This window comes from Pseudomonas sp. 22515 (assembly GCF_052044625.1).
In the GTDB taxonomy this organism is placed as follows: domain Bacteria; phylum Pseudomonadota; class Gammaproteobacteria; order Pseudomonadales; family Pseudomonadaceae; genus Aquipseudomonas; species Aquipseudomonas alloputida.
Window position 1 is genome coordinate 334,728 of record NZ_JBQENN010000001.1, and the last position, 12,215, is coordinate 346,942.

Below are 12,215 nucleotides of genomic sequence, written 5' to 3' on the forward strand. Positions count from 1 at the left end.
TATGAAATATAGTCAGGGAATGTGAATCGGTGCTATTGTGCCTCACCTATCCCGGAACGCAGGAAATTCAGCGTTTTTGCAGTTAATGTCCGGGAAAAGTGTCAATTTATATCAATTGTTGAAGGGCTTAACACTAGCTTGCAGCCCGAGAAATATGCGGAGTATGAGTAGTGTTAGTGACTAAGCGAGCCGACTTGCAAGGGCAGTTTTTGGCGCCGGATCATCTGCGTTTGCTCTGGGACTCGGCGAGCCTGAACGCAGATTCCTACTATTTCCTCGTAGAAGGGAGTGGCTTCGTCGACGGATGCCTTGGGCCCTCTATGCGCATCGTCTCGAGCGTCGAGGCTGTCGATTCGTTGTGTAAGGGCGATTCAGTCGATTTTCTGAGCGTCAACAAAGTTCAGCTGCTCGCTCCACCCGCGATGACCAATCAGACTGAGTTCTCGATGAGGCTCCTCTCAGAGATCCGCATCAAAGACGGTACGGAGGCGACCCCGATCTACGAGTTCGTCACTCATGACGGGCAAGTTATTTCGAGCGCCAGGGGGTAAGAGATGTCCGTGTCCCTTGATGACGCTATGGAGTTTCTTTTCGGCGCCGGCGAGGTTGTCCATGGGTGGACTGGCGATAGAGCAGAGCTGGTTAAAGCTGCAGATCAGCGGTTTCCTGGAAAAGCGTTCTGCCTTGTAAAGCGTTGGCTCATTGTTGAAATCCCACCGAATGAGGTTGAGCCGTTGCCGGGCGCAATCGCACCGATGGTCGTGCTCGCTCATGAAGTCATCCACGACAGTCGAGTGCGTTTTGTACCCGGCAGTTGGGTTCGATCAACCTATGCGGTCTCGCATGAGCATCCATGGATGTTCGAGACTCGCAACACAATCTATCTGCTTGTCGGGGACGGATACAGGAAGCAAGCATCACTCGAGTTGGTGTTGTCATTTCGTCCTTGAGCATTTGCAGATTTTGCAGCCCGGTCGTCCTTCGGACTGGCCCGGGAGTAGCGACGCTACCCTATGGAGCGCTGTATGAAGATTGCGGTCTACTCCGATCTACACAACGAGTTCTCCGAGTTCGAGCCACCTAAGCTAGACGTCGACCTGGTCGTGCTCGCCGGAGACATCTCTGTGCGTGGGAGGGGAGTGACATGGGCGAACGCCACCTTTGATTGTCCAGTGATCTACGTCTGCGGGAACCACGAGTACTTCCGGGGCCATCTCGACCGCTCGCTGATTAAGATGAAGCAGGCTGCAGCCGAGCACGTGCATGTCCTAGAAAATCAGTGCGTGGTCATTGGCGATGTCCGTTTCCTCGCCACGACGGCGTGGACAGATTTCACGTCGACCGGGAATTACAAGCTTGCGATGTACCAGTGCTGGGAGAGGATGAACGACTTCCAGTGCATTCGGTTTGGGGATGGATTCAGGAAGCTCCGGCCCGTCGATTTAATCGCCCGAAATATCTCAGCGAAGAAGTTTTTGGAGGAAGAACTCGCTAAGGATTTTGACGGGAAAACGGTAGTGGTCACCCATCACTGTCCGATCCAAGAGGTCGCGGGTGATGGGCACGAAGGACACCTTGGAGCAGCGTATTTCAACGAGTGGTTTCAGCTGGTGGCGAAGGCAGACGTTTGGATTTTTGGCCACACTCATCACGCTGTAGACACCGTCGTTTCCGGGTGCCGGTTGATATCGAATCCGCGCGGGTATCCAGGCGAATACACGGGCTTTTCGGCAGATTTCATCTGCGACATTTAATAGCGTCAGTGGCAGAGCGGAGTAAAAGGGATGTTGTGGTTTTACGGGCAGGAGCGGTTAGTACGAGTGTCAGATGAAACAGCCGAGTACAACTCGAACGGGCTTTCGGCTTTTCAGCTGAAGAGAGTCATTCGAGCCATGGCTCAGACGTACGATGTGCCGATCAGTGCTTACCTCGGCAATGTGTTCATCTCGTCGGAGTGCGCTGTTGGTGTGGTGTTTGGCCAAGGCAATCCGGGCGCGGCTGAGCTGCACGTTACTGGCTACATCTTACAGACGATGCCGATCTTCGAGCTGCGGAAAGTGGGTCGGTTTTGGGTCGCTTCAACGAATTGTGGTGAGTACGTACTTTCGTCTTTCGAGCGTACGAGTGGAAGGGCAGAGCTCAGGGCTATGCTCGCAACTGCCGACGCTCGTGAAGCGCTTCCGGCGTCTTAGCCAGGCGCCTTTGCGGGCGCCTGAAAAAGCGAACGGTTTTATCAACTGAGGGTCGAGAGCAGTGTCCGCAGGAAACCTTTTCGGCGCTGGATGCTGCTCAGTATGACGTAGTCCCTTTCGCTGTCTGGGCGGAGGTGACCTGCTTCGACCAGACCGAAGATGAAACCGTCTGCCTTGGCTCTCGCCACGCAGAGGTCATGCTCCGTTGTGGAGCCGTGAATGTCATCGACGAGGCGCTCCCAACACTCGCTTTGACGCTTGCCGGTGGCATCGTCGGCGAAAGCGGGTGCATGGACAAGGGAGGCGTAATAGCCGGTATGCGAGGTAGTGCTCAAGGAGGGTTCTCCTAGGGAATGGGCGATGGCAAGGCTATCACGCGTTCATTCATTCGCCTGCTAACAGCCCGGCCATGGATCACTCAGGTCAACGGTGGTAACGGTCAGACAAGGAGATTGATATGGTCAAAAGCCGTGTACCGCTCTCTAGCTGTCCAGTCGAGGAAACACCAGCGATCACCATCCCAAGCAGCGTGGCAAAGGCAAAGCAGCGTTCCTTTGGGGTCGAGATAACGGGGTTCTTGTCGAGTGTGCGATATGGAGCCGGTGAGCTATCCCTCAAAGGGATCGTTTTCGGCGATCGAGAGCGTCGCTTCGAGGATGGATCGTCGATCATCACATCAATCGTCCTCGACTCCCAAGAGCTTCATGGCTTTCTGGTAGTTCAAACGCTCCGAAGCGTCTATGTCGTGTGTGATTGGGCTGGTGACTGTGCTCGTGAGAATTCGAATGCCAAGCACTGAGCGTATGGAATGAAACCTGATTAGGCGGCTTAGGCGTGGGGGTACAAATTGAAGGTGTCGCACCCAGGTGAACCCAACGACATTATCGACGTAACGTGTGACGGATGTGGGTGTTCCACACGGGGGCGCGATGGCGATCTTCAATTCGGAACCCTGCAGGCGGCTTGGGGTAACGGGACAGCTCATAGCGGTGAAGAGTACGAACTGCATCTCTGCGAAAACTGCTTTTTCGCTCACGTATCAGGTATAAAGCGAGCTCGGTGGCTCGGCCTGATGTTCGAAGTAGAGGGAGAAGCCCTCCTTGCTGATGAAGCGTTTGGGAGGGTAGAGAATTCCACGATGGAAGTGTCCGAAATGAAGCGTGCTAGGTGGCTTGGTGTCATGCTCGAGTCGGATGGCGAGTTGATCCTGGATAACAAGGGCTGCGGACAGGTTGGTGAAGTCCGTATTTCAGATGATGAAGCTGGAACCAGCTGAATCTGGTTCAGATAAAAAACACGTGATGCCAGAGCTACACGGATGCGGAGCTCTGGGCAGGACACTATTCCTCAAATACCAGATCAGTTGGTTGATCTGAACGAGGTAAGGGAGCGTTGCTGCTTACCATCCTGGTCAAAATTATCCGCGCTTAACCAAGCATTAAAGGCCTCTTTGATTTCAGGCCATTCTTCCTTAATGATCGAGTACCAGGCGGTGTCTCGGTTGCGGCCTTTGTAAACCACAGCTCGACGGAAAGTGCCCTCGTACTTGAAGCCGAGTCGATCTGCTGCCTTGCGGGAAGGTAGGTTCAGATCATCACACTTCCATTCGTAACGGCGGTAACCAAGCTCGTCAAAGGCGTAGGCCATCAGTAGGTATTGTGCCTCGGTCGAAAGCGCTGATTGCTTGAGCAGCGGCGAGAAGGTAACGCTCCCAACCTCGATCACCCCCTGTGCTGGATCAATGCGCATCAGAGCGAGTGTTCCGACAGGTTTACCGGTAGCCAAGTCGATCACGGTGAAGTGGCGAGGGTCAGTGCTTTTAGCTGCGACCTCAGCGTACTCGCGGTATTGCTCTGCGCTTTGGAAGGGGCCAACAAAGAGGTAAGTCCAGTCACTGGCATCTGGTGCAGTGTTATAGGCCTCAAACAGATCAGTAGCGTGAGCTTCCGCGTTCAGGGGCTCCAATCGGCAGCGGCGCCCGGTCAAAGTCACCGATGTTGGGTGAGGCCTCGGCGTCCAATCTTCAACCGGAAAACTCCTCTAGCTGTTGTGTCGCAGAGTAGAGCCTTGTAGCAGGCGCGAGGGTGAGGCGCTCCGTTAGAGGAGAGTAGCGCCTCACAATGAGCTACCTCTAGCCTCCCCACGAGATGGGATCTTCCTAGAGCTGCTCAGCAGCCTTTTGCGTGCTTGGATGCCTTTTTAGCGTAATGCTAACCAGGCCTGTCACGGAGCCCTAACTGCCTAGCTTCAAAGGTTTAAAATCGTTTAAGAACTCACCGAATGCAGCTTTGAATTCAGATACGAATTCGTTCGTGATAGTGGAAGCCTTGATGTGAGTGGGGAGGATGATACTCCAGTTGATAGAAATTGCGGGTTGGAGAGGTTTTATTACAAGGGATGAGGAATATCTGTCTGCCGTGAATGGATCGACAATCGACACTCCAAAACCTGCTGAGACCATGCCGCAAGCTATCATCGATAAAGGAGTTTCTGCCTTTATACGGCGGATGATGCCTCGATCTCTCATTATGCTATCCACCATGACATGCATGACTGATGGTTTGATGAGTGATATGAAATCTTCGGAGTCGAAGTTTTCTGGGGTTAGGTAATCCCGATCAGCCAATATATGATTAATTGGTAGAACTGCAACCATTTCGCATGGGGGTAAATCCTCCACTTTCACACCTGGCATTTGGGTGTTCTCGACAATGCCTAGATCGCACTGACCGCTATTGACCCACTCAAGCACAAAGTGTGAGTTCATCCCATGCAGAGACATGTTGAGGTTTGGGCGCGACCCCAGAAAGCGCGCAGCGAAGGAAGGTAAGAAGCCATTTGCCAACCCTGGCAATGCGGCTACACGTAACGAACCACCACGCCTTTCACGTAAATCACGTGCAAGATCGAGTATGCGTTCGAGGCCTTGGAAGGATCTGTCGACCTCTCGGTAAAGGGCCATTGCATCGCCTGTGGCGATGAGGCGCCCACCAGTACGCTCGAACAGGTTCAGTCGGGTCTCATGCTCAAGATCCCTAATAAGCCGACTGATTGCAGGCTGGGTGATGCCCATTATACCTGCCGCCGTGGACATGGATCCTCCAATGATGATTGCCCGGAACGCCTCAATTTGTCGATGCTTGAGCATGAATCTCTCCGTAAAGGCCATAACATTACGTTATAGAGTAGGCGCGATAATGCATTTGACGAGCATCATCGCACCGCATTTATTATAGGGCAAGGACGACAGAGAAGTGTCAAGGAGAGGTCTGGTAGCAGGCCGGGCGGTTTTACAGAAATTTGATTTAGGAACGTGGTAAATACGAAAAATAAAACAATTCCAATATCAGAATATTGAGGAAACCTATAATGCTAAAGAAAGCGGTCAACCTCGCCTTGCTCCTTGCGGTTGCTTCAACAGCAGTATCCGCTGAAGAATTGACTGGTACCCTAAAGAAAATTAAAGATACCGGTGTGGTTACGATTGGGTTCCGTGACTCGTCGTTACCGTTTTCATATCTTGATGAAAACCAAAAGCCGGTTGGATATGCAGTTGATATTTGTCTTAAGGTCGTTGAGGAGTTGAAGGAAAAACTGCAGGTTCAAAATCTGCAGACGAAATTTAATCCTGTTACTTCAGCGTCTCGAATTCCTCTTATCGCAAATGGCACTGTGGACATGGAATGCGGGTCGACATTCAATACGGTTGAACGTCAAAATCAGGTTGCATTCGCAAATACTTACTTCCTGACAGCAAATAGATTTGTGTCAAAAAAATCTAGCAATTTAAATACAATTGCGGATCTGGCTGGTCAAACCGTAGTGTCTACATCTGGAACTGCGAATATCCAGGAGCTGAGTAGGACGAACGTCGCACAAAAGCTCGGTATAAAAATCGTCGCAGCGAACGATCATGCTGAAGCGTTTTTGATGCTAGATACTGGTCGTGCTTCAGCATTTGTAATGGATGATATTCTGCTGGCATCGCTCGTGGCGGGTTCACGAAATCCATCAGACTACTCCATCTCTTCTGAAGCGTTCTCAGCTCCTCAACCATACGCAATCATGATCCGTCGAGGTGATCAGCAGTTTAAGGGCTTTGTGAACGAAGCCACAGCAAAGCTTTATCAAAGCACTCAGATGCAAGAAATTTATAATAAGTGGTTTAACCAACCTATACCTCCGCGTGGATTGAATTTGGGCGTACAGCTTAGCCCTGCACTTGCAAAAGCGTTCAAGACACCTTCCGATTCTGCCGATTCGGCATCCTATCTGCCATAACACTGATTGGTCGTGACTAAATAGTCATTAAAACTGTCCTTAAAGGAGGATTAGTTTGTGAACTACATGTGGAATTGGTCTGTATTTCTTCAAGAGTCGCTAGATGGGTCGGGGACGTATCTAAATCTGCTTCTGATGGGGCTTAGAGTTACGATCACTACCGCTCTCGCCGCCTGGTGCCTCGCGCTTGTATTAGGCTTGGTGGTTGGAGTTTTGAGGACATTACCATCTAAAGTAGGGCAAGCATTTGCAAGTGGTTATGTGGAGTTGTTTCGAAACATCCCTTTCTTAGTGCAAATATTTCTTTGGTACTTTGTCCTTCCGGAATTAGTGCCACAAGAAATGGGGCTCTGGTTGAAAAATCTTCCTGATGCTCCATTCTGGACGACCGTGTTTGCTCTAGGCTTCTACATGTCAGCTCGTGTAGCTGAGCAGCTGCGCGCGGGCTTAGGATCTTTACCGCGAGGACAGAAGTTTGCAGGTACTGCGATAGGGCTAACTACCGCACAGGTTTATCGATACGTATTGTTGCCGATGGCATTCCGAATTATATTGCCGCCGCTAACCTCTGAGTTTTTAAATACCGTAAAAAATACTTCCGTTGCTCTAACTATTGGTCTGTTGGAGCTCACCGCAAGAACACGTGCGATGCAGGAGTTCACTTTTCAGGTATTCGAGGCTTTCACATTGGCTACGGTTTTGTACTTGGTTACGAACATTCTGGTTGCATTTGGAATGCGCGCGATTGAACGAAAGCTGGCCATACCAGGCTTTAGAGTGGGGAGGTGACCATGTTTCACAATTTTGATTTCGATGTCATCGCCCGCTCTTTGTCGTATCTGTTCTTGGAGGGCATGCAATTCACGTTGTTGCTAACGGTGCTAGCGACCGTTGGTGGCTTGGCTCTGGGGACGCTGCTTGCGTTGATGCGCTTGAGTTCCCACAGCACTTTGTCGGCCGTCGCTGGGGCGTACGTTAACTTGATGCGCTCACTTCCGCTAATTTTGGTGATTTTCTGGTTCTACTTTCTTGTGCCATATCTAGGCGCATGGTTGATCGGATCATCACAACCAATCGCAGTCGGTGCGTTTGCATCTGCTTTAATTACGTTTACGCTGTTTGAAGCTGCATATTTTTCGGAAATCATGAGGGCTGGTATACAGTCTGTATCACATGGCCAGACGGCAGCTGGCTATGCAGTGGGGCTGAGTTATACGCAAGTAATGACAAATGTTGTACTGCCTCAGGCGCTTAGGAATATGGTTCCACTGATCCTAACTCAAACGATTGTTCTCTTTCAGGACACATCGCTAGTGTATGTGATCTCTTTAACCGATTTTCTCGGCGCGGCATCTAAGGTTGCGCAGCGCGATGTACGCTTAGTGGAGATGTATGTTTTCGCTGCAGTTGTATATTTCCTCATTTCATACGTGGCCTCACGCTTGGTCAAGCGTCTGGAAGCTCGCACAGCGATTATACGGTGATTAAAATGCCAGCTACTTCTAAACTCCAAGTTGTAAACGAAGTGTTGCAGCAGCCAGTTGGCCCGGCAATGATTCAAATTAATGGCATCAGTAAATGGTATGGCCCGAGCTTCAAGGTTTTAACTGATTGTACAACCAGCGTCCGTAAGGGTGAGGTCGTGGTGGTTTGCGGGCCCTCCGGATCGGGCAAGTCGACGCTTATCAAATGTGTTAATGCGTTAGAGCCGGTGCAAGCAGGGTCTATAATCCTGGACGGGATACAGGTTACCGATAAAAAAACTAACCTGGCCAAGCTGCGTTCGCGGGTGGGAATGGTCTTCCAGCACTTCGAGCTTTTCCCCCATCTTCGGATTTCAGAGAACCTCTGCTTGGGGCAAGTGAAGGTTCTCGGCAGATCCCGTGATGAGGCAATGGCTAAAGCTCTAAAGCTTCTTGAACGCGTCGGATTAAAAGACCATGCCCATAAGTTCCCTGGTCAGCTATCGGGTGGACAGCAGCAGCGAGTGGCAATCGCCCGCGCGTTGGTCATGGATCCGATATGCATGTTGTTTGACGAGCCTACGTCTGCTCTTGATCCCGAGATGATCAACGAAGTGCTAGATGTTATGGTCGAGCTCGCCCAAGAGGGCATGACAATGATGGTTGTTACCCATGAGATGGGATTTGCGCGAAAAGTCGCTGATCGAGTTATATTCATGGATAAAGGCCAAATTGTGGAAGATGCAAAAAAGGACGAGTTTTTCGGTACGCCTCGAAGTGAGCGTGCGCAACTCTTCTTGTCGAAAATTCTGTCGCATTAATTAGAGGTGGCTGAGCCTCAGTCTCGGGCCCTTCTTCTATAGAAGGAGGGTTAACCTTGCGCAGTTTTTCTGTGGATGCCTGGGGCTATCCTTTAGCCGGCTAGGCCGGCCTAATGCATAAGCTCAAGTCTTCCGATTGTCGGGGTATAACATTCTGTAATCGCAGGGGCTCATATTGGCATTTGACTGCCGGGATAATATGTCCAAATATTATGTTCGTGAGCTGAAAGCCGTTGCGATATAGGGTTGGTTTCAATTGTAAGTCTGGCGCGGGCGTGTAAATAAATTTACCGCAGCAGGCGCCCTCAATATAAGTTGGATTAGTGACTATGATTACACGTCGTGATAAAGCACCGATTATGCATCGCTCAGTCGAGTTTAATGGTGTTGTTTACCTGGGTGGAGTGATTGCAGATGCCGTAGATGGCGTCGGCATGAGAGAGCAGATGCTGCAGGTCTGTAGCAAGCTGGATAAATTGCTGTCAGCTGCCGGCAGCGACAAAACTCGACTGTTGTCGGCGAATCTCTTTATCACAGACATGAAAAATAAATCTGAAATGAATGAAGTGTGGACGTCCTGGCTGAGTCCTGATTGCTTGCCAGCACGAGCTACTATCGGTGTTTCGGATTTGGGCGCGGGTGTACTCGTTGAAGTGGTAGTAACTGCAGCTAAGTACTAATACATCAATTCCTAGCGGCATGGTTTCGCACTGCCGTCGTGAGAGCGAATTATGAGTTCGAGCGATAAACATGTTGGAGTCATAGGCGCGGGAGTCGTTGGCGTATGTACAGCGCTGATGCTTCAGCGTCGTGGATTCAAAGTCACGATCATAGATCCTAACCCTCCTGGTGAAGGAGCATCGTTTGGCAACGCTGGCTGCTTCAACGGATCATCCGTTGTACCAATGTCTATGCCAGGGATGATCAAAAACGTCCCCAACTGGTTGCTGGATCCAATGGGGCCGCTTGCCGTTAGGTTTAATTACCTGCCTAACATAACGCCTTGGCTAGTCCGATTTCTGCTAGCAGGAAAGCGTGCCAAGGTTTGGGAGCAGGCTCAAGCACTCCGAAGCCTCATTGGCTCGACTGTGCCTTTGATCAAATCATTGGCGGAGGAGGCCGGTGCTGAGCATCTGCTGCGCCATGAGGGGCACCTGTATGTTTATCGTTCGGATGCAGCGCTCGCAAAAGATCGCGGTGGGTGGGAGCTTCGGAGCGCTAATGGGGTCTCCACGCAGGTGCTGAGTGCCGACGAATTGCATGAGTTTGATCCCAATATTTCTCGTGCCTTCACCAAAGGCATGTTGATCGCTGAGAACTCTCATACGACCAATCCTCACGAGCTTGTAAACGCTATTTTCCGGAAGGTTTTGGAAAATGGTGGGACGTTCGTTTCGGCACGGGCTACAGGCTTCATCGTCAATGGCGCTGCCTTGAGTGGCGTCGAAACAACCTCAGGTACGGTGACCGTTGATGCTGCAGTCGTGGCCGCCGGCGCTTATTCCAAGCCGCTTGCTGAGGCGCTGGGAGACAACATCCCCCTTGATACCGAGCGCGGGTATCACATTCTCATTCGTGATCCACATGTAGTCCCTCGAATTCCAACTACGGATGCTGAGGGCAAATTCATCGCTACGCCGATGGATACTGGTCTTCGAATCGGGGGAACTGTTGAGTTTGCAGGTCTTCAAGCACCTCCAAACTGGAAGCGAGCAGACGTGCTGTATACACATGCGAGAAATCTTTTTCCTGGTCTTTCCTCGACGAGGCCAGAGAAGAATATTACGAAGTGGATGGGGTTCCGTCCTAGCATTCCCGACTCGCTACCGGTGATAGGACGCTCCCGCCGTTGCCAGCATGTGGTGTATGCGTTTGGCCACGGCCATTTAGGCATGACAGGCGCTCCAATGACGGCAATGTTGGTCTCTGATCTTGTGTCAGGCGATACGCCCACGGTTGATATTGCGCCGTTTTCTCCAACCCGCTTCGCATTGTTTGGTGGGATTCAGTCCCATCAGATGTATTGAAGAGACAGCCAATCGCACACTTTTAATCCCGAACTGTTTTAGAGTAAATGAGGCTTCTAATGAGCGATATCGAGATTGTTTCTACCAATGATGCCCCTCAACCATTAGGGCATTACAGTCAGGCGGTGAAAGGCGGTGGTTTGATTCATATCTCCGGTCAGCTCCCAATTAAAATTGGAACACCGGCCGTCAATGAGGTCGCGCCCTTCGCTGAGCAGGTCGGCCAGGTTCTGCAGAATTTTTTGGCAATTCTCGGCGCAGCCGGCGCTACTCCGTCTGACGTGCTCAAAGTCACGGCCTACATCGTTGGTGTTGACCAGTGGGGTGTTTTCAACGCTGCGTTTGCTAAGGCGTTCGGGGATTCACGGCCTGCTCGTTCAGTAGTTCCAGTTCCAGAGCTACACCATGGCTTCCTCATCGAGTTGGACGCCGTTGCAGTTGATCCATCCATCCGAAAATAGTCCAAGTAGCGGTGCGATATATGATCATTCCAACAATTGAAGACATGCTCGAAGCACGGGAAAGGATCGCCCCTTATATCCATAAGACCCCTGTTCTCACCTCAAAATTCATCAATGGATTGGTGGGGGCTGAACTCTTTTTCAAGTGCGAGAACCTGCAGAAAGCGGGAGCGTTTAAAGCTCGTGGCGCTTCGAACGCTGTATTTGGACTGTCCGATGAGCAAGCCTCTAAAGGGGTTGCTACTCACTCCAGCGGCAATCACGGTACATGCCTCTCTTATGCAGCTGGTCGACGCGGTATCCCTTGTACTGTGGTTATGCCCCGCACCGCGCCCGAGGCGAAAAAGGACGCAGTCAAAGGGTATGGGGGCGTTGTGGTCGAATGTGAGCCCTCAACGTCTTCTCGCGAGTCGGTCTTTTCGCAAGTAGTCGCTGAAAGCGGTGCAGAGTTTGTACACCCCTACAACGACTGGCGGGTGATCGCTGGCCAGGCAACTTGTTCGGCGGAGCTGATTGAGCAGGTAGAAGGCCTAGACGCGGTAATCGCACCAATCGGGGGCGGAGGTATGGTCTCTGGTGCGTGTCTTACGCTTTCTCACCTGGCACCACAGATCAAGATATACGCGGCTGAACCGCTCAATGCCGACGATGCTGCTCGTAGCTTTCGAGCCGGGGAGATCATTGCTGACGATGCACCTGTGACTGTTGCTGATGGTTTAAAGGTTCCATTGAAAGATTTGACATGGCATTTCGTCCGCAATCATGTAACCGACATTTTTACCGCTACCGAAGAAGAAATCATTGATGCGATGAAACTGATTTGGAAGCGAATGAAAATTGTAGTTGAGCCTAGTAGTGCGGTGCCGCTCGCTGTGATTTTGAAAAACAAAGAATTATTCGCTGGTCAACGCGTAGGTATTATCGTTACTGGCGGAAACGTCGATATCGATAAGCTTCCCTGGAACTGAGG

16 protein-coding genes are annotated in these 12,215 nt (G+C 51.1%); 13 read left to right on the forward strand and 3 right to left on the reverse strand.

Features of this window, described 5'->3' with window-relative positions; all coding sequences use genetic code 11:
* Nucleotides 1-176: 176 nt before the first annotated feature.
* The 3 genes from ACTJJN_RS01430 to ACTJJN_RS01440 all read left to right on the forward strand — a co-directional run bounded on the left by ACTJJN_RS01430 (nt 177) and on the right by ACTJJN_RS01440 (nt 1,754).
* Entirely contained in the window at nt 177-551 is a 375-nt protein-coding gene (locus ACTJJN_RS01430) for a hypothetical protein (RefSeq protein ID WP_440780766.1), read from the forward strand.
* A 3-nt stretch (nt 552-554) separates the two neighbouring features.
* Entirely contained in the window at nt 555-950 is a 396-nt protein-coding gene (locus ACTJJN_RS01435; RefSeq protein ID WP_440780767.1) for a DUF6957 family protein, read from the forward strand.
* Between the two features lie 75 nt (nt 951-1,025).
* Complete coding sequence (locus ACTJJN_RS01440) at nt 1,026-1,754, forward strand: metallophosphoesterase (protein WP_440780768.1); 729 nt, start codon at nt 1,026-1,028, stop codon at nt 1,752-1,754.
* 479 nt (nt 1,755-2,233) lie between these two features.
* Here ACTJJN_RS01440 and ACTJJN_RS01445 read toward each other — a convergent pair whose 3' ends face one another.
* Nucleotides 2,234-2,527, reverse strand: a complete 294-nt coding sequence (locus ACTJJN_RS01445; RefSeq protein WP_440780769.1) for a hypothetical protein — start codon at nt 2,525-2,527, stop codon at nt 2,234-2,236.
* Between the two features lie 122 nt (nt 2,528-2,649).
* Here ACTJJN_RS01445 and ACTJJN_RS01450 point away from each other — a divergent pair, with 122 nt between their 5' ends.
* Nucleotides 2,650-2,991 (forward strand): hypothetical protein, encoded by a 342-nt coding sequence (locus tag ACTJJN_RS01450; RefSeq protein WP_440780771.1) that lies wholly within the window; start codon nt 2,650-2,652, stop codon nt 2,989-2,991.
* Between the two features lie 273 nt (nt 2,992-3,264).
* Nucleotides 3,265-3,468, forward strand: coding sequence for a hypothetical protein (locus tag ACTJJN_RS01455; protein ID WP_440780772.1), 204 nt, complete (start codon nt 3,265-3,267; stop codon nt 3,466-3,468).
* Between the two features lie 83 nt (nt 3,469-3,551).
* Here ACTJJN_RS01455 and ACTJJN_RS01460 read toward each other — a convergent pair whose 3' ends face one another.
* Both ACTJJN_RS01460 and ACTJJN_RS01465 read right to left on the reverse strand, forming a co-directional pair.
* Nucleotides 3,552-4,157, reverse strand: a complete 606-nt coding sequence (locus ACTJJN_RS01460; protein WP_440780774.1) for a GNAT family N-acetyltransferase — start codon at nt 4,155-4,157, stop codon at nt 3,552-3,554.
* Between the two features lie 268 nt (nt 4,158-4,425).
* Nucleotides 4,426-5,340 (reverse strand): LysR substrate-binding domain-containing protein, encoded by a 915-nt coding sequence (locus ACTJJN_RS01465; protein ID WP_440780776.1) that lies wholly within the window; start codon nt 5,338-5,340, stop codon nt 4,426-4,428.
* Nucleotides 5,341-5,561: 221 nt separating this feature from the next.
* Between ACTJJN_RS01465 and ACTJJN_RS01470 the strand changes: the two genes are divergently transcribed.
* From ACTJJN_RS01470 to bhcB, 8 genes are all read left to right on the forward strand, one after another.
* A complete protein-coding gene (locus ACTJJN_RS01470; RefSeq protein ID WP_440780778.1) occupies nt 5,562-6,473 on the forward strand; it encodes an amino acid ABC transporter substrate-binding protein in 912 nt (303 codons plus the stop codon).
* Between the two features lie 66 nt (nt 6,474-6,539).
* On the forward strand, nt 6,540-7,262 hold the full coding sequence (locus ACTJJN_RS01475) for an amino acid ABC transporter permease (protein ID WP_440780895.1): 723 nt from the start codon (nt 6,540-6,542) through the stop codon (nt 7,260-7,262).
* Between the two features lie 2 nt (nt 7,263-7,264).
* Nucleotides 7,265-7,957: an amino acid ABC transporter permease gene (locus ACTJJN_RS01480; protein ID WP_440780780.1), complete on the forward strand. Its 693-nt coding sequence runs from the start codon at nt 7,265-7,267 to the stop codon at nt 7,955-7,957.
* A gap of 68 nt (nt 7,958-8,025) precedes the next feature.
* On the forward strand, nt 8,026-8,757 hold the full coding sequence (locus tag ACTJJN_RS01485) for an amino acid ABC transporter ATP-binding protein (protein WP_440780896.1): 732 nt from the start codon (nt 8,026-8,028) through the stop codon (nt 8,755-8,757).
* Nucleotides 8,758-9,086: 329 nt separating this feature from the next.
* A complete protein-coding gene (locus ACTJJN_RS01490; protein ID WP_440780782.1) occupies nt 9,087-9,437 on the forward strand; it encodes a RidA family protein in 351 nt (116 codons plus the stop codon).
* Nucleotides 9,438-9,488: 51 nt separating this feature from the next.
* Entirely contained in the window at nt 9,489-10,784 is a 1,296-nt protein-coding gene (locus ACTJJN_RS01495; RefSeq protein WP_440780784.1) for an NAD(P)/FAD-dependent oxidoreductase, read from the forward strand.
* Between the two features lie 59 nt (nt 10,785-10,843).
* Nucleotides 10,844-11,245, forward strand: coding sequence for a RidA family protein (locus ACTJJN_RS01500; protein WP_440780786.1), 402 nt, complete (start codon nt 10,844-10,846; stop codon nt 11,243-11,245).
* 20 nt (nt 11,246-11,265) lie between these two features.
* Nucleotides 11,266-12,213, forward strand: a complete 948-nt coding sequence (gene bhcB / locus ACTJJN_RS01505; protein ID WP_440780788.1) for a beta-hydroxyaspartate dehydratase BhcB — start codon at nt 11,266-11,268, stop codon at nt 12,211-12,213.
* Nucleotides 12,214-12,215 lie beyond the last annotated feature (2 nt).